Origin of the sequence: Enterobacter sp. IF2SW-B1 (assembly GCF_001743375.1) — a bacterium.
Classification (GTDB): Bacteria; Pseudomonadota; Gammaproteobacteria; order Enterobacterales; family Enterobacteriaceae; genus Enterobacter; species Enterobacter bugandensis.
On record NZ_MJAA01000004.1, the window covers coordinates 33,347 to 60,153 of the forward strand.

General features: G+C 56.7%; 24 protein-coding genes and 1 pseudogene. 12 read left to right on the forward strand and 13 right to left on the reverse strand.

Annotation, left to right across the window (positions count from 1 at the left end; translation table 11 throughout):
- The first annotated feature begins 60 nt into the window (after positions 1–60).
- A complete protein-coding gene (gene gap, locus A6013_RS10125; RefSeq protein WP_049138809.1) occupies positions 61–1,071 on the forward strand; it encodes a type I glyceraldehyde-3-phosphate dehydrogenase in 1,011 nt (336 codons plus the stop codon).
- A gap of 40 nt (positions 1,072–1,111) precedes the next feature.
- On the opposite strand, the gene A6013_RS10130 is transcribed toward gap, so the two are convergent.
- Positions 1,112–2,299 carry an MFS transporter gene (locus A6013_RS10130; RefSeq protein WP_048958993.1) on the reverse strand — a complete coding sequence of 396 codons (1,188 nt, stop codon included), beginning with the start codon at positions 2,297–2,299 and terminating at the stop codon, positions 1,112–1,114.
- Positions 2,300–2,414: 115 nt separating this feature from the next.
- Here A6013_RS10130 and A6013_RS10135 point away from each other — a divergent pair, with 115 nt between their 5' ends.
- Positions 2,415–3,371, forward strand: a complete 957-nt coding sequence (locus tag A6013_RS10135) for an AraC family transcriptional regulator (protein ID WP_069733008.1) — start codon at positions 2,415–2,417, stop codon at positions 3,369–3,371.
- A gap of 14 nt (positions 3,372–3,385) precedes the next feature.
- Here A6013_RS10135 and A6013_RS10140 read toward each other — a convergent pair.
- Positions 3,386–4,063 (reverse strand): annotated as a pseudogene (locus A6013_RS10140) (carbohydrate porin).
- Between the two features lie 281 nt (positions 4,064–4,344).
- Here A6013_RS10140 and A6013_RS10145 point away from each other — a divergent pair.
- Positions 4,345–6,030: an alpha,alpha-trehalase gene (locus A6013_RS10145; RefSeq protein WP_069733009.1), complete on the forward strand. Its 1,686-nt coding sequence runs from the start codon at positions 4,345–4,347 to the stop codon at positions 6,028–6,030.
- Positions 6,031–6,090: 60 nt separating this feature from the next.
- On the opposite strand, the gene A6013_RS10150 is transcribed toward A6013_RS10145, so the two are convergent.
- Both A6013_RS10150 and A6013_RS10155 read right to left on the reverse strand, forming a co-directional pair.
- Positions 6,091–8,193 (reverse strand): TonB-dependent siderophore receptor, encoded by a 2,103-nt coding sequence (locus A6013_RS10150; protein ID WP_069733010.1) that lies wholly within the window; start codon positions 8,191–8,193, stop codon positions 6,091–6,093.
- Positions 8,194–8,305: 112 nt separating this feature from the next.
- Entirely contained in the window at positions 8,306–8,560 is a 255-nt protein-coding gene (locus A6013_RS10155; protein WP_028013508.1) for a GlsB/YeaQ/YmgE family stress response membrane protein, read from the reverse strand.
- Positions 8,561–8,767: 207 nt separating this feature from the next.
- Between A6013_RS10155 and A6013_RS10160 the strand changes: the two genes are divergently transcribed.
- Entirely contained in the window at positions 8,768–9,499 is a 732-nt protein-coding gene (locus A6013_RS10160) for a flagellar brake protein (RefSeq protein WP_069733011.1), read from the forward strand.
- A gap of 36 nt (positions 9,500–9,535) precedes the next feature.
- Here A6013_RS10160 and emtA read toward each other — a convergent pair whose 3' ends face one another.
- Positions 9,536–10,147 (reverse strand): membrane-bound lytic murein transglycosylase EmtA, encoded by a 612-nt coding sequence (gene emtA / locus A6013_RS10165; RefSeq protein ID WP_028013510.1) that lies wholly within the window; start codon positions 10,145–10,147, stop codon positions 9,536–9,538.
- Positions 10,148–10,253: 106 nt separating this feature from the next.
- On the opposite strand from emtA, the gene ldcA reads away from it, so the two are divergent.
- Together ldcA and A6013_RS10175 are read left to right on the forward strand one after the other, a co-directional pair.
- Positions 10,254–11,168: a muramoyltetrapeptide carboxypeptidase gene (ldcA, locus tag A6013_RS10170; protein ID WP_028013511.1), complete on the forward strand. Its 915-nt coding sequence runs from the start codon at positions 10,254–10,256 to the stop codon at positions 11,166–11,168.
- Positions 11,169–11,256: 88 nt separating this feature from the next.
- Positions 11,257–12,990 (forward strand): potassium/proton antiporter, encoded by a 1,734-nt coding sequence (locus A6013_RS10175; RefSeq protein ID WP_041909504.1) that lies wholly within the window; start codon positions 11,257–11,259, stop codon positions 12,988–12,990.
- A gap of 46 nt (positions 12,991–13,036) precedes the next feature.
- Here A6013_RS10175 and dadX read toward each other — a convergent pair whose 3' ends face one another.
- Together dadX and A6013_RS10185 are read right to left on the reverse strand one after the other, a co-directional pair.
- On the reverse strand, positions 13,037–14,107 hold the full coding sequence (dadX, locus tag A6013_RS10180) for a catabolic alanine racemase DadX (RefSeq protein ID WP_028013513.1): 1,071 nt from the start codon (positions 14,105–14,107) through the stop codon (positions 13,037–13,039).
- Positions 14,108–14,116: 9 nt separating this feature from the next.
- Positions 14,117–15,415, reverse strand: a complete 1,299-nt coding sequence (locus A6013_RS10185) for a D-amino acid dehydrogenase (protein ID WP_069733012.1) — start codon at positions 15,413–15,415, stop codon at positions 14,117–14,119.
- Positions 15,416–15,736: 321 nt separating this feature from the next.
- Here A6013_RS10185 and A6013_RS10195 point away from each other — a divergent pair, with 321 nt between their 5' ends.
- The gene (locus A6013_RS10195) at positions 15,737–17,269 is read left to right on the forward strand and encodes a SpoVR family protein (protein ID WP_023293929.1); all 1,533 of its coding nucleotides are present in this window, start codon (positions 15,737–15,739) and stop codon (positions 17,267–17,269) included.
- A gap of 45 nt (positions 17,270–17,314) precedes the next feature.
- On the opposite strand, the gene fadR is transcribed toward A6013_RS10195, so the two are convergent.
- Complete coding sequence (gene fadR / locus A6013_RS10200) at positions 17,315–18,034, reverse strand: fatty acid metabolism transcriptional regulator FadR (protein ID WP_028013515.1); 720 nt, start codon at positions 18,032–18,034, stop codon at positions 17,315–17,317.
- Positions 18,035–18,235: 201 nt separating this feature from the next.
- On the opposite strand from fadR, the gene nhaB reads away from it, so the two are divergent.
- Positions 18,236–19,774, forward strand: a complete 1,539-nt coding sequence (gene nhaB, locus A6013_RS10205) for a sodium/proton antiporter NhaB (RefSeq protein ID WP_028013516.1) — start codon at positions 18,236–18,238, stop codon at positions 19,772–19,774.
- Positions 19,775–19,820: 46 nt separating this feature from the next.
- Positions 19,821–20,351: a disulfide bond formation protein DsbB gene (gene dsbB, locus A6013_RS10210; protein ID WP_028013517.1), complete on the forward strand. Its 531-nt coding sequence runs from the start codon at positions 19,821–19,823 to the stop codon at positions 20,349–20,351.
- 33 nt (positions 20,352–20,384) lie between these two features.
- On the opposite strand, the gene A6013_RS10215 is transcribed toward dsbB, so the two are convergent.
- From A6013_RS10215 to A6013_RS10225, 3 genes are all read right to left on the reverse strand, one after another.
- Positions 20,385–20,825 (reverse strand): YcgN family cysteine cluster protein, encoded by a 441-nt coding sequence (locus A6013_RS10215; protein WP_028013518.1) that lies wholly within the window; start codon positions 20,823–20,825, stop codon positions 20,385–20,387.
- Positions 20,826–20,918: 93 nt separating this feature from the next.
- Positions 20,919–21,578: a fumarylacetoacetate hydrolase family protein gene (locus tag A6013_RS10220; protein WP_069733013.1), complete on the reverse strand. Its 660-nt coding sequence runs from the start codon at positions 21,576–21,578 to the stop codon at positions 20,919–20,921.
- A 47-nt stretch (positions 21,579–21,625) separates the two neighbouring features.
- Positions 21,626–21,901, reverse strand: a complete 276-nt coding sequence (locus tag A6013_RS10225; RefSeq protein WP_041909499.1) for a YcgL domain-containing protein — start codon at positions 21,899–21,901, stop codon at positions 21,626–21,628.
- 123 nt (positions 21,902–22,024) lie between these two features.
- On the opposite strand from A6013_RS10225, the gene minC reads away from it, so the two are divergent.
- From minC to minE, 3 genes are read left to right on the forward strand one after another with little or no spacing between them, the layout of a single operon-like run.
- Positions 22,025–22,732: a septum site-determining protein MinC gene (gene minC, locus A6013_RS10230; protein WP_028013521.1), complete on the forward strand. Its 708-nt coding sequence runs from the start codon at positions 22,025–22,027 to the stop codon at positions 22,730–22,732.
- A 23-nt stretch (positions 22,733–22,755) separates the two neighbouring features.
- Positions 22,756–23,568 carry a septum site-determining protein MinD gene (minD, locus tag A6013_RS10235; RefSeq protein ID WP_028013522.1) on the forward strand — a complete coding sequence of 271 codons (813 nt, stop codon included), beginning with the start codon at positions 22,756–22,758 and terminating at the stop codon, positions 23,566–23,568.
- A 3-nt stretch (positions 23,569–23,571) separates the two neighbouring features.
- Entirely contained in the window at positions 23,572–23,841 is a 270-nt protein-coding gene (minE, locus tag A6013_RS10240; protein WP_010432714.1) for a cell division topological specificity factor MinE, read from the forward strand.
- A gap of 74 nt (positions 23,842–23,915) precedes the next feature.
- Here the strand turns inward: minE and rnd are convergent, their stop codons facing one another.
- Positions 23,916–25,043, reverse strand: coding sequence for a ribonuclease D (gene rnd, locus A6013_RS10245; RefSeq protein ID WP_028013523.1), 1,128 nt, complete (start codon positions 25,041–25,043; stop codon positions 23,916–23,918).
- Positions 25,044–25,114: 71 nt separating this feature from the next.
- Positions 25,115–26,800 carry a long-chain-fatty-acid--CoA ligase FadD gene (gene fadD, locus A6013_RS10250; RefSeq protein ID WP_072252102.1) on the reverse strand — a complete coding sequence of 562 codons (1,686 nt, stop codon included), beginning with the start codon at positions 26,798–26,800 and terminating at the stop codon, positions 25,115–25,117.
- Positions 26,801–26,807: the final 7 nt, after the last annotated feature.

Here is a 26,807-nt window from a genome sequence, read left to right on the forward strand (position 1 = left end):
TTTACGCCAACCGGCCCTGCGCCTACAGTGACTCCAGACAACAGAGATAAGGAGTGCACCATGGTTAAGGTCGGTATTAACGGTTTCGGCCGTATCGGACGTAATTTCCTGCGCGCGGCGCTGGGTAACCCGGATCTTCAGATTGTGGCCATTAACGATCTGACGGACAGTAAAACCCTCGCCCACCTGCTGAAACATGATTCCCTTCTGGGCAAACTGCCCGCGCCCGTTGAAGCGGCTGACGGCGCGCTGCAGGTGGACGGTCAGCGGATTGTGGTGTTTAGCGAACGCGACCCGGCAAATATTCCGTGGCGCGATGTTGGTGTTGACGTGGTAATTGAGGCCACCGGCTTCTTTACCGATCGGGAAAAAGCGGCGGTGCACGTCACGCAGGGTGGCGCAAAGCGCGTCATCATCTCCGCGCCCGGCAAAAATGACGATCTGACGGTTGTGATGGGAGTGAACCACGATCGCTACGACCCGGCTCAGCACGTGGTCGTCAGTAACGGGAGCTGTACCACTAACGGTCTGGCGCCGGCGGCTCAGGTGCTGCATCAGCAGTTCGGGATCGAGCATGGTCTGATGAACACGACGCACGCCTACACCAACAGCCAGGCGCTGCACGACCAGCCGGAAAAAGATCTGCGCGGCGCGCGCGCGGCGGCGCTGTCGATTGTGCCTTACTCCAGCGGCGCGGCGAAAGCGCTGGGCAAAGTGATCCCCTCCCTGGACGGCAAGCTGACCGGGTACTCCCTGCGCGTGCCGGTGCCGGTGGTGTCGATTGTGGATTTAACGGTAACGCTCAGCCGTAGCGTAACCGCCGAAGAGGTGAATGAGGCGTTCCGCAACGCGGCCGCCAGCGGGCCTCTGAAAGGGATCCTGGGCTATAGCGATGAACCGCTGGTCTCCAGCGACTACCAGGGCGACCCGCGCTCCTCCATTATCGACGGGCTTTCCACGCTGGTAATTGGCGGGAACATGGTGAAGATCCTGGCGTGGTATGACAACGAGTGGGGCTTCTCTAACCGCCTGGTGGATCTGGCGGTGCTCATGGATAAGAAAGGGCTGTAAGCCTGGAGCCGGGTGGCGCGAACGCTCACCCGGCAAAAAATCATTCCGCTTTCACTTTCACGCCCATCAACACAATCACCATCGCCGTCACCAGCAGGAACCCGCTTCCGGCGAATACGCCGCTGGCACCGTTAAGGTCAAATACCGCCCCGCCCCCGGCCGCACCGGCGCTTATCGCCAGCTGGATTGAGGCCACCAGCAGCCCCCCTGCACTTTCGGCTTCATCCGGAACGGTGGTGGCAAGCCAGGTTGACCAGCCCACCGGAACCAGGCCAAACGCAAAGCCCCACAGCGCCACCAGGAACCCGTCCAGCATTGCCAGATGGCCAAACGCCACCATCGTCAGCGCCAGTATGCCCATGGCGAACGGCACCAGCGCCAGCGTCAGGCGCAGATTACGTGCCAGCAGATGTCCGGCAACGGAAGTACCGACAAAGTTCGCCAGCCCAAAGCCCAGCAGGATCAGTGAAATGGTCTCAACGTTCGCCTGCCCCACCGTTTCCAGGAATGGGCGCAGGTAGGTAAAGAAGGCGAAATGGCCGCTGAAGATCAGAATAGTGGCCAGCATGCCGCCGATCATGCCCGGTCGACGCAGCACGCGGAACAGCGTGCTGAGGCTACCGCTGCTCTCGGGCTTCATGGACGGCAGCACCCAGATCTGCCACAGCAGCGCCAGTACGCTCGGCAGTATGCAGAGCACAAAGACGTTGCGCCAGCCGATCAGGCTACCCAGATAGCTCCCCAGCGGGGCAGCAACCACGGTGGCAATCGACACGCTGGAGAAGATCACCGCCAGCGCCTTCGGCACTTTATCCGTCGGAACCAGGCGCATCGTGGTGGCCGTCGACATCGCCCAGAAGCCACCGATGGCGACCCCTAACAGCAGGCGCCCCATCAGCAGGACGTGCAGCGTAGGCGCAAAGGCCACCAGCAGGCTGGAGATGATTTGCAGCACGGAGAAAAACATCAGTACCCAGCGACGGTCGATACTTTTGGTCGCCGGCGTAATCAGAAGCCCGGTGACCAGCGCCACCAGCGCGGTGGCGGTGACGGCCTGCCCGGCCATGCCCTCGCTGACGCCCAGACTCGCGGCCATCGGCGTCAGCAAACTGGCTGGCAGGAACTCAGCCGTTATCAACCCAAACACGCCCAGCCCCAGTGAATAGACGGCCCGCCAGGCGGGTCTGGCAGGCGCCACGGCCTCTCTCACCACGACACATGAATTCATCTGTTGTTCTCCCGTTATAAAAATGTGACAACTGTCGCAAAAGCATAGAGGGTTCACCGTGGACGATCTATGACATATAATCTCCACTTATTGATTATTCGTCCGGAGTTGCGCCATGACCGTTCAGTCCCCCGATTTGATCAGCGAACTCTTACGCGGCATGCGCCTGTCGGGCGTGAAATACCGACGGATTGAAGCCAGCGCGCCGTTTGGCGTGGCGTTCCACCAGGCGCCCGGTAAGGCGCAGTTCCATTTTGTGAGCCACGGTAGCGCCCTGCTGCGTATGGAGAGCGGTGCGACCTTCGAACTGAGCGGCGGCGACGCGCTGTTTATTCCTGGCGGGAATGCCCACGCCCTGCTCTCTGACGCGCAGGCAGCCATTACCCCGGTGAACGCTTTTCCGAGCGAACCTATCTGCGGCTCGGTGTGCGCAATTACCTGCGAGCCCTGTCCGGAGAGCGAGAACACCATCATCTTTAGCGGGTGTATGGATTTTGAGCTCGGCGGGATGCAGCCGCTGATCAAAGCAATGCCGGAAGTGATGATGGTCAGCCGGCTGATGTCCACCTGGCCGGAAATTCATCCGCTACTGGCGGCGATGGAGCGAGAATCCATGACCCGTCAGGCCGGGTTCGCCGGGATCCTTGCCCGGCTGGCTGATGTGGTGGCGGCGTTAATTGTGCGCGGCTGGGTTGAGGGCGGCTGCGGTAAAGCCACCGGCTGGGTGCAGGTTTTACGCGACCCGCGCCTGAGCCGGGCCATTTACGCCATGCACCAGCAGCCTAGCCTGAACTGGAGCGTGGCGGATCTGGCGAAAGAAGCGGGCACCTCACGCTCCGTGTTTGCCGAACGGTTTCTGGCCGCGACGGGGACGACCCCGGCAAAGTATCTCAGCGAACTGAGAATGCGGCTGGCGATTCAGTACATTCGTCACGAAAATCAGCCGATTGAAACGGTCGCCCTGCGGCTGGGTTACGGATCGCTGGCGGCGTTTAGCCGGGCCTTTAAGCGCATCATTGGCCATGCGCCGGGCACGCTGCGGGAAGCCGGCCAGGCCCCGGAAGAGGTCTGACCGGCAGGCTGGCATCAGAAAGAGTATTTAAAGCGCACGCGGCCACCGTAGCGATCGTCGTTTTTCTTATCGCCCGCTTTCGGGGAAGCGTTGACCCAGGACGCATACGCGCCCAGATAGATATTGAAGTTTTTCATCTTCAGTACGTTCGGGATCAGATCGTATGGATGGTATGAATATCGTACTCGCCCTTCGCGTCCAGGTAAGCGGTGTTGAGGTTGATGACCACGCCGTTCTCCGGATCGGTTTTAAGCCCGTCCCAGGTCATAGTAAACCCGTAGCCGTCGCTGTAGAGATCGTCCGACTTTAATTTCCCCGTCGTTCACAGAACCGAAGAAGAATACCGCATCATCGAGATACATTTTCCCGCCGAGAGGCTGAACGGAAAATCCGGCAAAATTGCCGTTATCCCTTTTTCGATAACCATCAAAACCTCATAAATTATGCCCGTTAATATCCCAGCGTTCTTTATATCCCGGCGCCCGGTCGCTATTAGTGCTTTGCTTAATGGAGGTCAGACTGCCTGTTTTACTGGCGGCATCTATATTAAACTCCACGTCACCATAAAATTTAATATCACCAAACCCTGAAAGCGTCAGCTTTGGCGGTTCGGCTTTGCTCACCGGCTCTTCGGACTGCACAACAACGGCGGGTGCCGCCTGCTGCTGTCTAAGCGCCGGAATAAAATGCACTTATCAGTATTACCGTTTTTTTTAATTTCATAAAATCCATCCTGATTATAAAAGTGAATACGCAAATAGGGAGCATCGCTATTTCGACTACATAGCCTTTTGGGTTCTATTATGTTTTTTGTTTCACAACAAATCCTTCCGGACAGGGCGTGCGAAGCGGTAAATTGTCTGGTTCTGCGCAAAATGGGATATTCAACACGCGAAGCGGGCAATATTCGTCTAAGGTTTTCAGGTGATTGATAACAGCGGTCACGCTGTTCAGGAATACAGGAGACGAACCGATGATAAGACCTCGTACTTTACGCCCTGCTCTTTTGCACCTCGCGCTGGGAGGCGCGCTGCTCGGTGTAGCAACGATGGGTTATGCTGAAGAACAGCCAGCCTACCAGAAAAATTCACCCGATATTTTGCTTGGCCCTCTGTTTAACGACGTGCAGAGTGCCAAACTGTTTCCCGATCAGAAAACCTTTGCCGATGCCGTTCCCAAAAGCGACCCGCTGATGATTCTGGCGGATTACCGGATGCAGCACACCCAGACAAGCTTTGACCTGCGCCACTTTGTGGAGATGAACTTCACGCTGCCTGCGGAAGGTGAAAAATATGTGCCGCCTGCGGGACAAAGCTTACGTGAGCACATTGACGACCTCTGGCCTGTGCTGACGCGCACCACGGATAAAGCCAGTAACAAATGGGATTCCCTGCTGCCGTTACCGAAACCTTACGTTGTGCCCGGCGGGCGCTTCCGCGAGGTCTACTACTGGGATAGCTATTTCACCATGCTGGGCCTGGCGGAGAGCGGCCACTGGGACAAAATCAGCGATATGGTGGATAACTTTGCGTATGAGATTGATACCTTCGGCCATATCCCCAACGGCAACCGCAGCTATTACCTGAGCCGCTCCCAGCCGCCGTTCTTCTCACTGATGGTTGAGCTGCTGGCGACGCATGACAAAGACGCGCTGAAAAAATACCGTCCACAAATGGAAAAAGAGTACACCTACTGGATGGAGGGTGTAGAAAGCCTTCAGCCTGGGCAGGCTAACCAGCGCGTGGTGAAGCTCGATGACGGTTCCGTACTCAACCGCTACTGGGACGATCGCGATACCCCGCGCCCGGAGTCCTGGCTTGACGATATCACCACGGCGAAGAGCAACCCTAACCGGCCTGCGACGGAAATCTACCGCGATTTGCGCTCCGCAGCGGCCTCGGGCTGGGACTTTAGCTCCCGCTGGATGGACGACCCGAAAAAGCTCGGCACCATCCGCACCACCAGCATTGTGCCCGTCGATCTGAACGCCCTGATGTTTAAAATGGAAAAACTGCTCGCGCGAGCAGGCCAGGAGGCGGGCGACAGTGCGGCGGCGAGTAAATACGAGGCATTAGCAACCGCGCGTCAAAAAGCCATTGAGCGCCACCTGTGGAACGATAAAGAGGGCTGGTACGCCGATTACGACCTCAAGAGTAAGAAGGTGCGCAACCAGCTCACGGCGGCGGCCCTCTTCCCGCTCTACGTGAAGGCGGCGGCACAGGATCGCGCCGATAAAGTGGCCGCGGCCACCTCCGCACGCCTGTTGAAGCCGGGCGGTATTACCACCACCACCATCAACAGCGGCCAGCAGTGGGATGCGCCAAACGGCTGGGCACCGCTGCAGTGGGTGGCAACGGAAGGGTTGCAGAACTATGGGCAGGATAAGGTTGCAATGGACGTGACCTGGCGCTTCCTGAAGAACGTTCAGCACACTTATGACCGCGAGAAGAAGCTGGTGGAGAAATATGATGTCTCTTCTACCGGTACCGGCGGTGGCGGCGGTGAATATCCGCTCCAGGATGGGTTCGGCTGGAGTAACGGCGTGACGCTGAAAATGCTGGATCTGGTTTGTCCGAAAGAGAAACCGTGCGACAGCGTGCCGGAAAATCAGCCTGCGGCGAACGATGAGGCTGCGCCGGTGAAAGCTTCGGCGCAGTAAGGGAGTATTGCCGGGTGATGGCTACGCCTTACCCGGCCTTCATTTTGAACTCACAGGGATTTAGAAGCTGTAACTCGCCCCTAGCTGATACGTCCTGTCACGCCCAATCCAGCAGTTAGTCGCATCGTAGCAGGTCAGCGTCTCTTTATTGGTGATGTTCTGCATACTTGCCTTAAGCGTCAGCCCCGCCAGCGAAGGCAGAATTTCGCCCATCCGGTACGACGCCGCCAGATCGTACTGCGTGGTGCCCCCCAGCTTACCCGCATCGTTAGACGGTGAAATCTCCATCGGCCCGGTATAGCGCGCCCCGGCCCCCAGCATCAGCCCCTTCAGCGGCGTGCTCTCGAAGGTGTAGTCCCCCCACAGGTTGAACGCATTTTCCGGCACCTGAGTGGGACGCTTGCCCTGGTATTTATCATCTTCGGTATTAATTACGTGGGTGTAGGCATAGTTGGCAATCAGCGTCAGGTTGTCCGTCGGGCGGCTGATGGCGGAGAGCTCCGCGCCTTTGGATTCCACTTCACCAGTCTGACGGTAGTTCAGGAAGCCCGGGTCGGAGGTGACGACGTTTTTCTGCCGGATGTTAAACACCGAGGCGGTAAACGTCGTGGCGTACTCTGCCAGCAGATATTTTACCCCGCCTTCAACCTGCTTGCTGGTGGTTGGCTTGACGTCTTTCGCCGTGAGCGTCCCCTGCGGCGAGACCGGTGCAAAACCTTCTGAATAGCTGATAAAAGGCGAAATACCGTTATCGAAGGCGTAAAGTGCCCCCAGGCGTTTGGTAACGCGATCCTGCGATACCCAGGCCTTATCGCCGTTTTGCAGGTAATCGGTGGTGACGGAGCGGTAATCGTCGTAGCGCAGGCTGCCCAACAGACTTAAGCCGCCAAATTCCACCTGATCCTGCAGGTAGTACCCGTTCTGCTGGTAGCTGAGGCGGTTTTTCTGGGCGGTGTAAAGCCCCAGCGCGCTTTCGTGGATTTGCGAATAGTCCGGATTACGCATATCCATGCCCGGCGTAGTCGACGCGTAGCGGTAGTGGAAATGGGAGTTCAGCCTCTGATAGTCAAACCCGGCCAGCAGATGGTGTTTCCAGTCGCCCAGCGCAACGGTTTTAGTCACCTGGTTGTCGATGTTGAAGCTCTTAAGATCTTCATCGGTGGTATAGGCAAAGCGGTTAAGCTGATAGACCTCACTTCCCGTTCCCGTCGCGTAGACGCTGTTCTGGTGGGTATCGACGTCGAAATAGCGCGCTTTCTGATTAAAGCCCCAGCCGCTGTCGAACTCATGCTCAAAGCTGTAGCCCAGCATCCACTGCCGCTGCTTAAACCCGCTCCACTCATCTCCGGCGTAATCCCGGCGATCGGCATATTTGGACCGCAGATAAGCGAGCGGCAGCGGGTTAGACGGCGTCAGGCTCGGGGAGTTTTGCGCCAGCGCATCCAGGGTGAGACGGGTTTTACTGTCGGGTTGCCATGTAACGGACGGGGCGACCAGATAATTTTCATAGCGGCTGGTGTGCGGCTGATCGTTATTCTCCGTCGCCTTACCCAGCAGGCGGTAATTCCAGTCGCTGTCGGCAATTTGTCCGGTCGAATCGAGGTAGCCTTCTTTCAGATTACGGTTCCCGGTGTTAAAACCGACCTCGGTTCGGGCTTCCCGCTGCGGCTTTTTGCTTTGAATATTTACCAGCCCGCCCGGCGAACCGCCGCCGTAAAGCACCGATGAAGGCCCTTTCAGGATATCGACGCTCTCTATTAACAGCGGATCGATGCGCGCCTTGGTGTTGCCGGTGACGTTATAGGGTAGCTGCAGTCCGTTGTAAAACTCCTGATCAACGGTAAAGCCACGAATTTTGTATTCGCTCATATAGGAGGTATTCCCCCGCACCTCGGTTGAGACGCCTGGGGCATAGCGCAGGATTTCATTCACGGAGTTCGCGTGACGCTTTTCGATCTCCGGCGCAGAGAGCGTGTTGATAACCTGCGGCGTTTTACTTTCGGCAACGGCCGATTTGGTGGCGCTGTTGGTCCAGGCCGGCAGCGCGCTGCCCTGCTCTGAGCCCGTGACGACAATGGTTGATTCTTCGGCGAAAGCCTGGACCTGCAATGCCAGCGTGACGGCACCCGCCAGGGTGCATAACGTAAAACGTGAGGAGTTCATAATGTCGTCTTGTTATTACATGCAATACGGAACGACAATTATTATCATTTAGATTAGCAAATCAATATAGCGGCAAAAAAAACGGCCCTCCGCAGAGAGCCGTTCTGTCATTTTATGCTCGTCGCAGTAATCTGAATATGCCCAGCACGACAATGGCTCCCACGACAGCGACCAGGAAACTGTGCATGTCGAAACCACTGATGTCACCACCAAAACCAAACATCGTCGCCAGCCAGCCACCTACAACCGCACCAACGACCCCGAGTACGCAGGTCAAAATAAAGCCGCCGCCATCGTTTCCCGGCATGATCAGTTTTGCGATAGCGCCGGCAATAAGGCCAAAGATAATCCAGGCGATGATACCCATAGCAATGCCCTCTTGCAGATTAAACGCATGTGCAGAAAACCTTCTGCACAGCTAACTTAAGTATAGGTCATCACCGGAAAACCAGTTTCGTCTCACCGACTTATCCTGCGGACAACGGTAAAAAAATCTCACCGGTTTGTATTAAGTTTGAGGGTGGATTGCCGATAACGCTAAGACAGTCTGTCATCAATCAAGGAGCCATCCGGCGTGAGTCATTACAGTGAGCAGTTCCTCAAGCAAAATCCGCTGGCTGTATTAGGGGTATTACGCGACCTGCAAAAAGGCGAAGTGCCGCTGCGCATCAGCTGGTCGAATAATCAGTTTATCAGCAAGATCCTTGACGTCTCGCAGGAGAGGCTGGTTATTGACCTGGGCAGCCTGGAGTATGAAAACCGCGCGGCGCTGAAAGCAGAGAATATCGTGGTCATGGCCGAAACCCATGGGGCCAAAGTGGAATTTGTCCTGCCGCGACTGGAATTGAGCGAATACCAGGGACTTCCGGCTTTTGTTACCCCCCTTCCTGGCAACCTCTGGTTTGTCCAGCGCCGTGAATATTTCCGCATCAGCGCCCCCCTTCATCCTGCCTATTTTTGTAAGGCTAAAATGCCGGACAAAAAAGAGATCCGCTTCCGTCTCTTTGACCTGTCGCTGGGCGGAATGGGCGCGCTGATGGATACCCCGAAGCCGGAGGGTCTGGTAGAAGGCATGCGGTTCACGCAAATAGAACTGGATATGGCGGGCTGGGGCCGCTTTTATTTCGATGCACAGCTGATTGCCATCAGCGAGCGCACGTTGGTGGACAGCAAAAATGAAACGATTACCACGCCGCGTCTGAGCTTCCGTTTTCTGAACGTCGGGCCCGGCGCGGAGCGCGAGCTGCAGCGCATTATCTATTCGCTGGAACGGGAAGCACGGGAACGTGCGAATAAGGTTCTGTAGGAAAAGTCGGGCAGCGAGCGCCGCCCGTTTGCGGCATTACATGGCATCCATCGCTTTCTGTACTTTCCAGATATAGCGAGGCGCCTGCGGTGCCGGATGATTTTTCGCCACATGCTCGACGAACTCATCTTTGTCCATGTCGTTGATCTCCTCAATCGCCTCTTTGCGGTCAGAGGAGAAGGTTCTGAGCAGCGCCCCGGCGCCGTTCACGTACGAGACCACCAGCGCGTATTGCATCACTTCCGGATCCTCAATGCCCTTCAGCACGCCGTGTTCCAGAATGCTCAGGTAAGCGGTCCCCATAGAAATGTTGCGTTCCGGGTTCTTCAGCTCGCTGGTCGACGGCTGGCCGCTCCAGCCCATATAGCGGTAGACCTCTCTCCCCGCCGTAGAGGCTTTCAGCTGCATCAGCCCCACCGCGTTGGATTTGCTGACAAGCGTGGGATTGCCGCCGGACTCCACCGCAATAATGGCGGTGATCAGCCGCGGGCTGACGCCCCACGCCTTCCCGGCTTTTTCACTGATCGGCATCCACTGCATGGCCCGTTTCACCGGCACTTCCGGATTCCAGGGCGGGTTTTGATAATCATGTTTTGAACTACAGCCAGCCAGCAAAACAATCAAAAAAGCAAACCATCTCAATTTCACGTCATCTATCCTTATAGCCGGTCATCGCGGTGCGCCGCCCTTGAAGCAGGCGGCGTATACGCGGCATGATATAGACAATTAGTTTCTCATTCAGCAAGGAATTGCCATGTCTCAGTTTCATCTCATCGCACCGTCGGGCTACTGTATTAACCAGGACGCGGCGCAGCGGGGCGTTCAGCGCTTACTGGAATCCGGCCATCAGGTAGAAAATCAGACAATTATCCCCCGCCGCCAGCAACGTTTTGCCGGAACAGAAGCGCAGAGGCTAAATGATATCAATAGCCTGGTGAACCTGAAGGGCGAAAACCGAATAGTCCTTGCGGTGCGCGGCGGCTATGGTGCGAGCAGGCTGCTTGAGAGCATTGACTGGCAGGGCCTGGCACAGCGCCAGCAGCAGGATCCGCTGCTGATATGCGGCCACAGCGATTTCACCGCCATCCAGCTTGGTCTTCTGGCGCTGCATAACGTCATCACGTTTAGCGGCCCGATGCTGGCCGGTAACTTCGGCGCGCCGGAACTGGACGCGTTCACCGTGGAGCATTTCTGGCGCGCGCTGCGCAATCCCACCTACAGCGTGGAATGGCAAGGCAATGGACCGCACTGGGAATGTGAGGGCCAGCTCTGGGGCGGTAACCTGGCGATGCTGGTCTCGCTCATCGGCACGCCGTGGATGCCGCAAATCAAGGACGGCATTCTGGTGCTGGAGGATATTAACGAACATCCGTTCCGCGTAGAGCGCATGTTATTGCAGCTTTATCATGCCGGTATTCTCGATCGCCAGTCCGCGATCGTGCTGGGCAGCTTCAGCGGCTCTGCCCCGAATGACTATGATGCGGGCTACTCCCTGGAAACGATGGTCGATTTCATCCGCTCGCGGCTGGATATTCCGGTTATCACCGGGCTGGATTTCGGCCATGAGCAGCAGACCGTTACCCTTGCGCTGGGCGCGCAGGCGACGCTTACACATGATGTTTCGGGCAGTCGGTTAACGATCGGTGGTCATCCGGTCATAAAAGCATAAAAAACCCCCTTAATAAAACGCTGTTGCCGTTGTTAATATGTTAGGGTTTTAGTAACAGCGTTAACATTGAGGTGGGAGAAAGAGAACATTGGATGCCGCAGCGATAATCAGCCTTTTCATTTTGGGTTCTGTACTTGTAACCAGCAGTATTTTATTAAGTTCATTTTCATCGCGTCTTGGCATACCCATTCTTGTTATTTTCCTGGCCATCGGCATGCTGGCCGGCGTTGACGGCATCGGCGGTATCCCCTTTGATAACTATCCCTTCGCCTACATGGTGAGTAACCTCGCGCTGGCGGTGATCCTGCTCGACGGCGGGATGCGCACTCAGGCGAGTTCCTTCCGCGTAGCCCTGGGGCCTGCGCTGTCGCTGGCGACCGTCGGCGTGTTGATCACCTCCGGCCTCACCGGGATGATGGCCGCATGGCTTTTCAATCTCAATCTCATGGAAGGCTTGCTGATTGGCGCAATCGTTGGCTCTACCGATGCGGCTGCGGTCTTTTCCCTGCTTGGGGGTAAAGGGCTTAACGAACGCGTTGGCTCAACGCTTGAGATTGAATCTGGCAGTAACGATCCGATGGCGGTGTTCCTGACCATCACGCTGATAGAGATGATCCAGCAGCACGAGACGGGCCTGAGCTGGATGTTTGCCCTGCATATTCTGCAGCAGTTCGGGCTGGGGATTGTCATCGGCCTGGCGGGGGGATACCTGTTACAGCAGACGATCAACCGCATTTCTCTGCCCTCGGGACTTTACCCTCTGCTGGCGCTGAGCGGCGGCATTCTCATTTTTGCCGTCACCACCGCGCTGGACGGCAGCGGTATTCTCGCCGTCTACCTCTGCGGGTTCCTGATGGGCAACCGCCCTATTCGCAACCGTCATGCTATTTTGCAGAACTTTGACGGCCTGGCGTGGCTGGCGCAAATCGGCATGTTCCTGGTGCTGGGCCTGCTGGTGACCCCGTCGGACCTGCTGCCGATCGCCGTTCCGGCGCTGCTGCTGTCGGCGTGGATGATCTTCTTCGCCCGTCCGCTCTCCGTATTTGCAGGCCTGCTGCCGTTTCGCGGCTTTAACCTGCGCGAGCGCGTCTTTATCAGCTGGGTCGGCCTGCGCGGCGCGGTGCCGATTATCCTTGCGGTGTTCCCGATGATGGCCGGTCTCGACAACGCGCGGCTGTTCTTCAACGTGGCGTTCTTCGTGGTGCTGATTTCCCTGCTGTTCCAGGGCACGTCGCTCGGGTGGGCGGCTAAAAAGGCCAAAGTGGTGGTGCCGCCCGTAGGCTGGCCGGTCTCCCGCGTGGGGCTGGATATTCACCCGGAAAACCCGTGGGAGCAGTTCGTCTATCAGCTGAGCGCCGATAAATGGTGCGTGGGGGCCTCGCTGCGCGATTTGCACATGCCGACTGAAACGCGCATTGCCGCCCTGTTCCGCGATAATGTCCTGCTGCACCCGACCGGCAGCACCCGCCTGCGCGAAGGAGATATTCTGTGCGTCATTGGCCGCGAGCGCGACCTGCCCGCGCTGGGCAAGCTGTTCAGCCAGTCGCCTCCCGTGGCGCTGGACCAGCGTTTCTTCGGCGATTTTATTCTGGAAGCCAGCGCCAAGTTTGCGGATGTGGCGCTCATTTATGGCCTGGATGAAGGTGCAGAAGACGGTGATAACCCGCAAACGCTGGGCGAAATCATTCAGCAGCGGCTTGGCGCTGCGCCGGTTGTGGGTGACCAGGTGGAGTTTGCCGGGATGATCTGGACGGTGGCAGAAAAAGAAGATAACGCGGTGCGGAAGGTCGGTTTGAGGCCGATGGAAGAGGACGCGGAGTAGTTTTTTTGCCGGGTGGCGGCTTCGCGTCACCCGGCAAAGATACAAGTTACACCGTCACAACCGGCACTCTTGGTGCCAGGGCACACATCAGTTCATACCCTACCGTTCCCGCCGCGGCCGCCACGTCATCAATTTTGATTTCGTTGCCCCACAGCTCGACCGGTGAACCGATGCCCGCCTGCGGGCATGGCGTCAGGTCAACGGCCAGCATATCCATTGAGACGGTCCCCACCGTGCCCGTGCGCACCCCATCCACCCAAACCGGCGTGCCGGTCGGCGCGATACGCGGATAGCCGTCGGCATAACCGCCCGCGACGATGCCAATCCGCTGCTCGCCCTTCGCCCGGAAGCGGCTGCCGTAGCCTACCGTGTCGCCCGCCTTCAGCGTCTGCACGCCGATGATCTCGCTGCGCAGGGTCATGACCGGCCTCAGGCCGCTGTTGGCAATATCCTGCCACTGGCCTGAGGGTGATGCACCGTACAGAACGATCCCCGGACGCACCCAGTTATAGTGGGCTTCAGGATGCCAAAGCGTCGCCGCCGAGTTCGACAGGGAGCGCGGACAATCGAGCCCTTCAGCCGCCTGCTCAATGCGGACCATAGCATCAGCAATGCCGTCCGGTTTTTCCGCATCGGCAAAGTGCGCCATCAGCGTCATTTCGCCGACGTTTTTCAGGCCACGCAGCTGCTGCCAGACCGTATGCACCCGCTCAGGCTGGAAGCCCAGGCGGTTCATGCCGCTGTTCACCTTGAGATAAATATCCAGCGGAGCGTGGAGCTTCGCATCCTGAATGGCTTTAATCTGCCAGTTGCTGTGAACGCTGGTGGTCAGGCGATACTTATCCAGCAGCGGCAGATCGTCCGCGTGGAAGAACCCCTCCAGCAGCAGAATAGGCCCTTTCCAGCCGCGCTCGCGCAGCAGGATGGCCTCTTCCAGATTGAGTAACGCAAAACCGTCGGTCGCGCCGAGCGCGCTCCATATACGGTCAATACCGTGGCCGTAGGCGTTTGCCTTGACGACTGACCAGACGCGCGAACCAGGTGCTGCCCGGCGAACAATTTGCAGGTTTTCCTTCAGGGCCTGCAGATCCAGCTGAGCCAGAACAGGACGGGACATGACTACTCCTTAATTATGCGCGCCGTGCAGGTGCTGAGGACGCGATGGCGTAAATCCTGATTGATAGCGCGCAGCACTTAAATCGTCAAACGGAATTGCCGGCGTGCGCCCGGAAATCAGGTCGCTCAGCAGCTGGCCCGAGCCGCAGGCCATCGTCCAGCCGAGCGTGCCGTGTCCGGTATTGGTCCACAGGTTTTTGTATGGCGTGCGGCCCACGATTGGCGTGCCGTCCGGGGTCATCGGACGCAGGCCGGTCCAGAACCTCGCCTGTTCCACAAACCCGCCGCGCGGGAAGAGATCGCCCACCACCATCTCCAGCGTTTCACGACGCGGCTGCAGCAGCTCGGTGTTGAAGCCGACAATCTCCGCCATGCCGCCGACGCGAATACGGTTATCGAAGCGGGTAATGGCGATTTTGTAGGTTTCATCCAGGATGGTTGACACGGGCGCCCCGCTCTCCTCTTTCACCGGGATAGTCAATGAGTAGCCCTTGAGCGGGTAGACCGGAATATCGAGGATGCCTTTCAGCATGGCGGTGGAGTAGGAACCAAACGCCATCACGTAGGCATCCGCCTTTATCACCTCGTCGCCGCACTTCACGCCGTAAATTTTTTCGCCTTCCGACAGCAGCTTGTCGACGGAGGTATTAAAGCGGAATTTCACCCCAGCCTGCTCGCACATGTGCGCCAGACGCTGGGTAAAGAGCTGACAGTCGCCGGTTTCGTCATTCGGCAGACGCAGACCGCCGGTCAGCTTGTGGGCCACTTCGGCCAGCGCGGGTTCCACCTGCCCCAGCTGGCTGGCTTCCAGCAGCTGATACGGTACACCGGCATCTTCCAGCACGGCGATATCGCGGGTGGCGTTTTCATACTGTTGCTCGGTGCGGAACAGCTGCAGCGTGCCGCCCTGACGGCCTTCGTACTCAATCCCCGTCGACGCGCGCAGGGCTTTGAGGCAGTCACGGCTGTATTCCGCCAGACGCACCATGCGGCCTTTATTTTCCATATAGTGCCGGGTGTCGCAGTTGCGCAGCATCTGCCACATCCACTTCAGCTGGAACTGCGTGCCGTCAAGGCTGATGGCCAGCGGCGCGTGGCGCTGGAACATCCATTTGATTGCCTTCAGCGGCACGCCGGGCGCCGCCCACGGGGCCGCATAGCCAGGAGAGATTTGACCGGCATTTGCCGCACTGGTTTCAAGCGCCGGGCCGGATTCACGATCGATAACGGTAACCTCATGTCCCGCCTGACTTAAATACCAGGCGCTGGTTACGCCAACGACACCACTTCCCAGTATGACAACACGCATAGCCACTCCATTATGAGCAAAAGAACAATCATCTAATTACAGATTGATAACCTAGTTGAAAATATTATTCAACATACGACTTTTTTATGGTGACTTACCTCACACATCCCCCAGCATCAGGGGACAGGGGTAATTTGGGATCTCCTGCTGAGCTTTATTTTTAACCAGCATAAAATTCTGATGAGTGCGCTTTTTTTGCCGTATCAAAAACGGGAAATCGCAAAGAAAAAATTTCTGCGCCAGCACGCTTTTTAACACGTTGATCTATGCTTGAAAGGAGGCTCTCCAGACAGAGAGAGCACCCACAACGAGGGCGCGCTAATGGCTACTATTGATTCCCTGAACAAGGACAACACACGTCTGAGCGATGGACCCGACTGGACCTTCGAGCTGCTGGATGTCTACCTCGCCGAAATCGACCGGGTGGCAAAACTGTATCGCCTGGATACCTATCCCCATCAGATTGAGGTGATTACCTCCGAACAGATGATGGACGCTTACTCCAGCGTCGGGATGCCGATCAACTATCCGCACTGGTCGTTTGGTAAAAAATTCATTGAAACGGAGCGGCTGTACAAGCACGGCCAGCAGGGGCTGGCGTATGAGATCGTCATTAACTCCAACCCGTGTATCGCCTATCTGATGGAAGAGAACACCATTACCATGCAGGCGCTGGTGATGGCGCACGCCTGCTACGGCCATAACTCCTTCTTTAAAAATAACTATCTGTTCCGCAGCTGGACGGACGCCAGCTCCATCGTCGATTACCTGATCTTCGCGCGTAAATACATTACCGACTGCGAAGAGCGCTACGGCGTGGACGAGGTAGAGAAGCTGCTCGACTCCTGCCACGCGCTGATGAACTACGGCGTGGACCGCTATAAACGCCCGCAGAAAATCTCTCTGCAGGAGGAGAAAGCCCGGCAGAAAAGCCGCGAGGAGTATCTGCAGAGCCAGGTGAACATGCTGTGGCGCACCCTGCCGAAGCGTGAGGAGGAAAAAACGATTGCCGAAGCGCGTCGTTACCCGTCCGAGCCGCAGGAAAACCTGCTCTATTTTATGGAGAAGAACGCCCCGCTGCTGGAGCCGTGGCAGCGCGAGATTTTGCGTATCGTGCGTAAGGTGAGCCAGTATTTCTATCCGCAGAAACAGACCCAGGTGATGAACGAAGGCTGGGCAACATTCTGGCACTACACCATTCTCAACCATCTGTATGACGAGGGGAAAGTCACCGAGCGGTTCATGATGGAATTCCTCCACAGCCATACTAACGTGGTGTTCCAGCCGCCCTACAACAGCCCGTGGTACAGTGGGATTAACCCGTATGCGCTGGGCTTTGCGATGTTCCAGGATATTAAGCGCATCTGCCAGTCGCCAACGGAAGAGGACAAGTACTGGTTCCCGGATATCGCCGGTTCTGACTGGCTGGAAACGCTGCATTTTGCGATGCGCGACTTTAAGGATGAGAGCTTTATCAGCCAGTTCATGTCGCCGAAGATCATGCGCGATTTCCGATTCTTCACCGTGCTGGACGATGACCGCAACAACTATCTGGAGATCTCCGCGATCCACAACGAGGAAGGATACCGGGAGATACGCTCCCGTCTCTCCTCCCAGTACAACCTGAGCAACCTTGAACCCAATATTCAGGTGTGGAACGTGGACCTGCGCGGCGACCGCTCCCTGACGCTGCGCTATATCCCGCACAACCGCGCGCCGCTGGATAAAGGACGTAAAGAGGTGCTGAAGCACGTGCACCGCCTGTGGGGCTTTGACGTGCAGCTGGAGCAGCAGAATGAGGACGGCAGCGTGGAGCTGCTGGAACGCTGCCCGGCGCGGTTGAATACGCTGTAGCGCCACCGGGCGAAAAAAAACCTCTCGATTGAGAGGTTTTTTATTTCAGCGGCTCTGAATCGCCAAATCGCCCGGCAGCGTTTTCTGCATACGGTGCCAGATTTCACCGGAGTCGTGGCCGTAGCGGCGTACGGTTTCATAAACCTGATCGTGCAGGCCTTCGGTGCAGAGCTTGCTCAGCTTATGGTAGAAGCCCAGCGCCAGACTGCGGGCTTCAGGGTTAGCGAAGTAGTGACGGCCAATGCGGGTATAGAGCCCTTTCATACCGTTGAGGATCAGGCCGTAAACCGGGTTGCCGGAGGCAAACGCCAGGCCGCGAAACACGTTGTAATCGAGGGTGGCAAAGGCGTCGGCGTGATCTTCAACTTCATTCGCGCTGGCCAGCACCGCAAGCGCATCTTCAGGATGCTGACGGAAAGCGGTACGAATAAAAATAGTCGCGATGTTGGTGCGCACGGAGAGCAGATTATCAATCAGCTGCGGCACGCTTTCGTGGTCGAGGCGCGCCAGCGTTTCAAGAATGTTCAGCCCCGAGGTTTCCCAGAAGTTGTTTACCTTTGTTGGCTTGCCGTGCTGGATCGTCAACCATCCATCACGCGCCAGTCGCTGAAGCACTTCACGCAGCGTGGTGCGAGTGACGCCAATCAGTTCAGAGAGTTCGCGTTCAGCCGGAAGAATGGACCCCGCAGGGAAACGATTATTCCAGATGCTTTCAATGATGTACTCTTCCGCGAAACCCGCCGGGCTCTGCGCCTTAATGACCATAGTGAGATTTCCATTACACAGCTTTTTGCAAATTGGACTCATCATACCAGAGGCGTGCAACGGCAGGTAGCGCGGCAAAGTGAGAAAAGAGGGATCGCCGTTTCATTTTTGTGAAATTTACAATGCGGTCTTATCCGCCTCCGGGCCGCGATTTTTGCGTATACTGATGTTTTGTATTACTTAACGGGAAGGACGTCTGTTGTGGAAATTTCTTTTGGGCGCGCGCTGTGGCGCAATTTTTTAGGCCATTCTCCTGACTGGTACAAACTGATACTGCTGGTTTTCCTGGTCGTTAATCCCATCATTTTTAGCGTGGATCCGTTTATCGCCGGGTGGCTGCTGGTGGCAGAATTTATCTTCACCCTGGCCATGGCGCTGAAGTGTTATCCCCTGCTGCCCGGCGGTTTGCTGGCGTTTGAAGCCGTTGTCATCGGCATGACGTCCGCAGAGCATGTAAAAGCAGAGCTGGCCTCCAATCTGGAAGTGCTCCTGCTGCTCATTTTTATGGTGGCCGGTATCTACTTTATGAAACAGCTGCTGCTGTTTATCTTTACCCGCCTGCTGCTGAGCATTACGTCAAAAACGATCCTCTCGCTGGCGTTTTGCCTTGCCGCCGCCTTTCTGTCGGCCTTCCTGGATGCGCTCACCGTTGTCGCGGTGGTGATCAGCGTCGCCGTCGGATTTTACGGCATTTATCACCGCGTGGCCTCCTCTCGCCCAAGTGAGGATTTACAGGACGATAGCCACGTCGAGGCGCATAACCGCGACGTTCTGGAACAGTTCCGCGCGTTTCTGCGCAGCCTGATGATGCACGCAGGGGTCGGTACGGCGTTGGGCGGCGTGATGACCATGGTGGGCGAGCCGCAAAACCTGATCATCGCGAAAGCGGCTGAATGGCATTTTGGCGAGTTTTTCCTGCGCATGGCCCCCGTCAGCGTGCCTGTGCTGGTCTGCGGGTTAGCGACCTGCATTCTGGTCGAAAAATTCAGGCTGTTCGGCTACGGCGCACAGCTGCCTGAACCGGTCCGCAAAGAACTGCATAAATTTGACGAGCAGAGCCGCAAACAGCGTACGCGCCAGGAGACGCTGCGTCTGATTGCGCAGGGGATCATCGGCATCTGGCTTATCGCCGCGCTGGCGTTGCATCTTGCCGAGGTCGGGTTGATTGGCCTCTCCGTCATTATTCTTGCCACCACCTTTAGCGGGGTTACGGACGAACATGCTATTGGTAAAGCCTTTACCGAAGCCCTGCCGTTTACCGCGCTGCTGGCGGTCTTTTTTGCGGTCGTGGCGGTGATTATTGACCAACACCTTTTCGCACCGATTATCGCGTTTGTGCTTCAGGCCTCGCCGGACTCGCAGCTTACGCTGTTCTATCTCTTTAACGGTCTGTTGTCCTCTATTTCCGATAACGTCTTTGTCGGGACGGTGTATATCAATGAGGCCAAAGCGGCGATGGAGCAAGGGATCGTCAGTACCGGGCAGTTCGACCTGCTGGCGGTGGCCATCAACACCGGAACAAACCTGCCCTCCGTTGCAACACCGAACGGCCAGGCGGCATTTCTCTTCCTGCTGACCTCGGCGCTGGCGCCACTCATACGGCTTTCTTATGGACGAATGGTCTGGATGGCGCTGCCGTACACGCTGGTGCTCACCGTTGTTGGTTTGCTGTGCATCAAAATTACTCTCGTTCCCTGTACGCAATGGCTGCTACAAGCGGGTATACTTGCGGCGCATTAAAATTCGTTTACACTGCGCTTTCTAAGCATGTTCCAGGGAAATGATTATGTTGAGATTTTTAAACCAGTGCTCCCGCGGTCGCGGAGCGTGGTTGTTGATGGCCCTGACCGCCTTTGCGCTGGAAATGGTTGCGCTGTGGTTCCAGCACGTGATGGGACTCAAGCCCTGCGTGCTGTGCATCTACGAGCGCTGTGCGCTGTTCGGCATTATGGGTGCAGGCCTGGTGGGCGCAATTGCCCCAAAAACGCCGTTGCGCTACGTCGGTATTGCCATCTGGCTGTACAGCGCCTGGAAAGGGATTGAGCTTTCCTGGCAGCACACCATGATGCAGCTGCATCCGTCACCGTTTATGACCTGTGATTTCGCCGCCCGCTTCCCGAGCTGGCTGCCGCTGGATAAGTGGCTTCCGCAGGTGTTTGTCGCATCCGGTGACTGCTCCGTACGTCAGTGGGAATTCCTGACGCTGGAGATGCCGCAGTGGCTGGTGGGGATTTTTGTGGCCTACTTCGTCGTGGCGCTGCTGGTGCTGATCGCTCAGCCGTTCAAACCGAAGAAACGCGATTTGTTTGGAAGGTAAAAGCAAAAACCCGCCCCGGCGGGTTTTTTATTATCACCGATTAGGGTGATTCATGATGTGATCTTCCCAGTCCCGTACCTCGGACTCCTTCACCGCAATGTGGCGTACCGAGATACGCTCGCCGTGCATCGCCGCTTTTGAACCGGTCAGCAGAGGATGCCAGGCCGGTAGATCTTTCCCTTCCGCCAGCAGGCGATACGCGCAGGTGTGCGGCAGCCACTCAAAAGTCGGCAGATTTTCACGGGTGAGCTTGATGCAGTCCGGCTCGAACTCGAAGCGGCGTTCGTAGTTGCGGCACTGGCAGGTTTTAATGTTCAGCTGCCTGCAGGCGACGTTGGTGAAATAGATCTCATCGGAGTCTTCATCCATCAGCTTGTGCAGGCAGCACTGCCCACAGCCGTCGCACAACGATTCCCACTCCGCGTCGGTCATTTGGTCAAGAGTTTTGCTTTGCCAGAAAGGAATGTCGTTCATCAGGATGTCCACACGTCAAAAGAAAGCGCACCTTATAACGAGTCTGGCACGTGGTTGCAAGTTTTGCCGCCCTTTGCAGGCGGCAAGATGCGGTTACAGCACGCGGGTTTTTAGCGACAGGCCGTTAAAACCGACCTCAAGCTCATCGCCGCTGGCGAGCGGGCCCACGCCTTCCGGCGTGCCGGTGAGGATCACATCGCCCGGCTTCAGGGTGAAGAAACGGCTCATGTAGGCGATCAGCGGCACGATCTTGTGGATCATATCTGCCGTGGTGCCCTGCTGGCGGATCTCGCCGTTAACCTTCAGGCTGAGCGGAGTGTCCTGCGGATCGTTGGTAAATTCATTCACCGGAACAAACCCTGAAATCGGACATGAGTTATCAAAGCCTTTGGCTTTTTCCCACGGCTGCCCTGCCTTCTTCATTTTGCCCTGCACGTCGCGCAGGGTCAGATCCAGCGCCACGCCGTAGCCGGCAATCGCTTTCTCGACATGCTCTTCGGAAGCCTGGCGCAGCGTGGCGCCGATCAGCACGGCAAGCTCTACTTCGTGATGTACCGACCCCAGCCCCTGCGGCAGCGCCAGCGGCTGGCGGATGTCGCATAGCGCCGTCTCGGGCTTAATAAACAGGACCGGCTCTTCTGGGGTTGCGCTGCCCATCTCCTGAATATGCTTCGCATAGTTGCTGCCCACGCAGACCACTTTGCTGACGGGATAATCCAGTAATGCACCTTGCCAGTTATGATGTTGATACATGCTCGACCCCTAATCGGTTGATGTGTTATGCCCGAAAACAGCTGAGGCTATTTTTTCCCGGACGCCTCGAGGTGCTGTTTTAATAAATTCTCAGGCGGCGGTGGAAGCTGTAAATAATAGCCCTGCTCGGCTAATGCCGTTTTCACTTTTTCCAGATCGGCATTCACCAGTTTCTTACGGCCGTCCAGCGGCAGCAGCATCGCCAGCTGTGGTCGGCCAAAGTTCTTCATTAATTCTTCCGGCACGCGTGAAAAATCGTCTTTCTTTTCGACATAAAGATAGGTCTGGTCACGGCTTGTACTTCTGTAGATCACACAAAACATGTTTTTACTCTGAATTAATGGGTGGTTGCTTGCCTCAATATACTCCTGACTATAACATGCCTGATACTCTTCGGAATATCGCAGCGAATGGTTGCGGTTAATAGCAAATTGAGTAAGGCCAGGATGTCAAACACGCCCATCGAGCTTAAAGGCAGTAGCTTCACCTTATCAGTGGTTCATTTGCATGATGCAAAACCCGAGGTTATTCGTCAGGCGTTAGAAGACAAAATCGCCCAGGCTCCCGCCTTTCTGAAGCACGCCCCCGTCGTCATCAACGTCAGCGGTCTTGAGGCGCCGGTTAACTGGACACGTCTCCAGCAGGCGGTCTCCTCTACCGGGCTGCGTATTGTCGGCATCAGCGGCTGCAAAGATCCCGAGTTGAAAGCGGAAATCGACCGTGCGGGGCTGCCTCTTCTTAATGAAGGCAAAGAAAAAACCCCACGTGCAGCACCCGCTGCCGTACAAACGCCCCCTCCTGCGGCGCAAAACGTTACCGCTCTCACAAAAACGCGAATGATTGATGTGCCGGTTCGTTCCGGTCAGCGCATTTATGCGCCAAACTGTGATCTAATTGTTACAAGCCACGTCAGCGCTGGCGCAGAGCTTATTGCAGATGGCAATATTCACGTTTACGGTATGATGCGTGGACGTGCGCTCGCGGGCGCAAGTGGCGATCGGGACGCGCAAATATTTTGTACTCACCTGACGGCGGAACTGGTGTCCATCGCAGGTGAATATTGGCTGAGCGACAAGATCCCAGCCGAATTTTATGGCAAAGCGGCTCGCCTGCTTCTTGCAGACGACGCGTTGACCGTTCAACCGTTGAATTAATCCCTTTTTAACAAGGAATTTCTATGGCACGCATTATTGTTGTTACTTCGGGTAAAGGAGGCGTTGGCAAGACCACCTCCAGCGCGGCCATCGCTACTGGTTTGGCCCAGAAGGGAAAGAAAACCGTCGTTATCGACTTCGATATCGGTCTGCGTAACCTCGACCTCATCATGGGATGTGAGCGTCGCGTCGTATATGACTTCGTGAACGTCATTCAGGGCGATGCCACGCTGAACCAGGCGCTGATTAAAGACAAGCGCACCGAGAACCTCTTCATTCTTCCGGCTTCTCAGACGCGTGATAAAGATGCCCTGACCCGTGAAGGCGTGGAAAAGGTGCTCGACGAGCTGAAAAAAATGGAGTTCGACTTCATCGTCTGTGACTCCCCTGCCGGCATTGAAACCGGTGCCCTGATGGCGCTCTACTTTGCTGATGAAGCGATCATCACCACCAACCCGGAAGTCTCCTCCGTGCGTGACTCCGACCGTATTCTCGGTATTCTGGCCTCCAAATCCCGCCGTGCGGAAAATGGCCAGGATCCGATCAAAGAGCACCTGCTGCTGACCCGCTATAACCCGGGTCGCGTAAACAAAGGTGACATGCTGAGCATGGAAGACGTGCTGGAGATCCTGCGCATTAAACTGGTTGGCGTTATCCCGGAAGACCAGTCCGTATTACGCGCCTCTAACCAGGGCGAGCCCGTGATCCTTGATACAACGGCAGATGCAGGTAAAGCTTACGCCGATACCGTTGACCGTCTGCTGGGAGAAGAACGTCCTTTCCGCTTCATTGAAGAAGAGAAGAAAGGTTTCCTCAAACGCCTGTTCGGAGGATAAGTTATGGCATTACTGGACTTTTTTCTCTCGCGGAAAAAAAGCACCGCCAACATCGCAAAAGAACGCCTGCAAATTATCGTTGCGGAGCGTCGTCGTAGCGACGCCGAGCCTCACTACCTGCCGCAGCTGCGCAAGGACATCCTGGAAGTGATCTGTAAGTATGTGCAGATTGACCCGGAGATGGTCACCGTACAGCTGGAGCAAAAAGACGGGGATATTTCGATTCTGGAGCTGAACGTAACGCTTCCGGAAGCGGAAGAGTCGCGTCCGTAGGTTCCTGGTGTCGTAGCCCCGGTAAGCGCAGTGCCACCGGGGAGAATATGCCGGGTATATCGCCCGGCATATTTTTATCGCGGATAACCTTCCAGCAAGGTATTCAGGCGATCGGCCATCAATACCCCGCGCCAGCCAGCCATCAGTTCCGGCACGCCATTCTGCGGTTTCAGCTTCCAGTGCCAGTTCAGCAGCTGGTTAATCTGTCTGCGTGACGCCAGCAGTTCAGCGCTCAGCTTGCTTTCCGTTGCGACATCCTGCACCAGCGCTTTGATATCCTTAAATGCTTTACGATAGCCCGGCATATCCATGAGATTCAGCAGCGTCTCAGGCAGTGCGTCCTCCGGCAGCGCCTGCGCTTTGGCGACCAGCGCCAGCAGGGTTTTACCATGGAAACGGATCTCGCTGCCGGAAAGGCCAATGCTGTCCAGCTCGCCCAGGCTGCCCGGCATATAGCGCGCGACCGCCCAGAGATGCTCTTCACGCACCACAAAATTCACGGCCAAATCGCGCTCACGCGCTTTACGCAAACGCCAGTCCGCTAACAGCTGCAGGCAGGCCAGCTGACGCGTGCGAAGCTGCCAGGCGTTGGTGATATCACGCCAGGCCTCTTTCGGGTCGACCACTTCCTGGCGACGCTGCTGCGTCATACGGCACTCGTCCAGCGCGGCAGACAGCCAGCCGGAGGCTTCCGCCTCTTTCATCAGCTGTCCGGCAATCGGCAGCAGGTAAAACACGTCTGCCGCCGCATATTCCAGCTGACGCTCGGTAAGCGGACGGGCCAGCCAGTCGGTACGGGATTCACTTTTATCCAGCGTCAGGCCCGTGTACTCCTCCACCATGGCGGCAAAGCCCCACGACAGCGGACGACCGCTGAACGCCGCGAGGATCTGCGTATCAATCAGCGGCTGAGGCATGATGCCAAAGGTGTTAAGAAAGACTTCCAGATCTTCACTGCCCGCGTGCAGATATTTCGTTACCGCAGTATCCAGCAGCAGGTCACGCATCGGCGCCCAGTCGGTAATGCCGAGCGGGTCGATCAGCGAGACGTGCTTACCGTCGTACATCTGTATCAAACCCAGCTGTGGATAATAGGTGCGAGTACGGACAAACTCGGTATCCAGAGCGATGGCAGGAAAGTCGCGCGTCACTTCGCACAGCGAAGCCAGCTCGTCGTTGGTCGTGATCATCTGGTAATTCAAATCGGATTCTCTTTTGTTTGCGCCCATAAAAAACGCCGGCTTAACCGGCGTCTGGGCGATTAACGTGAAGCTCAGGCCTTATTGTCTACTTTGGCACGGGCTTCGTCACGTAATTCTCGTCGTAATATCTTCCCGACGTTGGATTTCGGCAGCTCATCGCGGAATTCCACCAGCTTCGGCACCTTATAGCCCGTCAGCTGACGCCGACAAAACGTTATCAGCGCTTCCTCGGTAAGAGAAGGATCTTTCTTGACCACAAATATCTTCACCGCTTCACCGCTGCTGCCGGAAGGAACGCCCACCGCCGCCACTTCCAGCACGCCGCTGTGCTGCATCACCACGTCTTCGATTTCGTTCGGATAGACGTTGAAGCCGGAGACCAGGATCATATCTTTTTTGCGATCGACGATGCGCAGGAAGCCTTCGTCATCCATCACCGCAATATCGCCGGTGTGAAGCCAGCCGTCTTTAATGATTTCGTCGGTCGCATCAGGGCGCTGCCAGTAACCCAGCATTACCTGCGGCCCTCTGACGCACAGTTCGCCCGGCTCGCCGTGAGGCACTTCGTTATCCTCATCATCCACCAGCTTTGCTTCCGTCGACGGGACCGGCAGGCCGATGCTGCCGCTGTGGTAGTCGATATCGTGCGGGTTGACGCTCACCAGCGGGGCACACTCCGTCAGGCCATAGCCTTCCAGCAGATATTGCCCGGTTAGCTTCACCCAGCGCTCGGCCACCGCCTGCTGAACCGGCATGCCGCCGCCCGCGGAGAGATGCAGCGTGGAGAAATCAAGCTGCTGGAACTCTTTGTTGTTGAGCAGTGCGTTAAACAGGGTGTTCACCCCGGTCATGGCGGTAAACGGGTATTTTGCCAGCTCTTTCACCAGACCCGGGATATCGCGCGGGTTGGTGATCAATACGTTTTGCCCGCCCAGCTCGATAAACAACAGGCAGTTCATGGTCAGCGCAAAGATGTGATACAGCGGCAGCGCGGTGATTACCAGCTCTTTACCCGGATGCAGCAGCGGCCCGTAGGTGGCATTAACCTGCTCAAGGTTCGCCAGCATGTTGCGGTGGGTCAGCATCGCCCCTTTGGCCACGCCGGTGGTGCCGCCTGTGTATTGCAGGAAGGCCAGGTCTTCGGAGACGACTTCAGGCTTGACGTACTGCATGCGATAGCCCGCATGCAGCGCGCGGCGGAAAGAGATAGCATCCGGCAGATGGTATTTTGGTACCAGACGTTTGACGTATTTAACGACAAAGTTAACCAGCGTCCCTTTGGCGGTGGAAAGCTGATCGCCCATGCGCGTCAGGATGACGTGCTTCACCTGGGTTTTGTCGACCACTTTTTCCAGGGTATGGGCAAAGTTAGAAACAATGACAATCGCCACCGCCCCGCTGTCGTTCAGCTGATGTTCCAGCTCACGCGGCGTGTAAAGCGGGTTAACGTTGACCACAATCATCCCGGCACGCAGGATGCCAAACAGCGCCACCGGGTATTGCAGCAGGTTCGGCATCATCAGCGCGACGCGATCCCCTTTTTGCAGCCCAAGTCCTTCCTGCAGATAAGCCGCAAACGCCCGGCTACGCTCCTCAAGCTTACGGAACGTCATCACCTCGCCCATATTCACAAACGCGGGCTGGTCTGCGTAACGTCTTACCGAGTGCTCAAATAATTCCACCAGGGATTGATAACGGTCAGGATTGATCTCCGCAGGCACATCTGCGGGATAACGGTTAAGCCAAACCTTTTGCAATGCATCA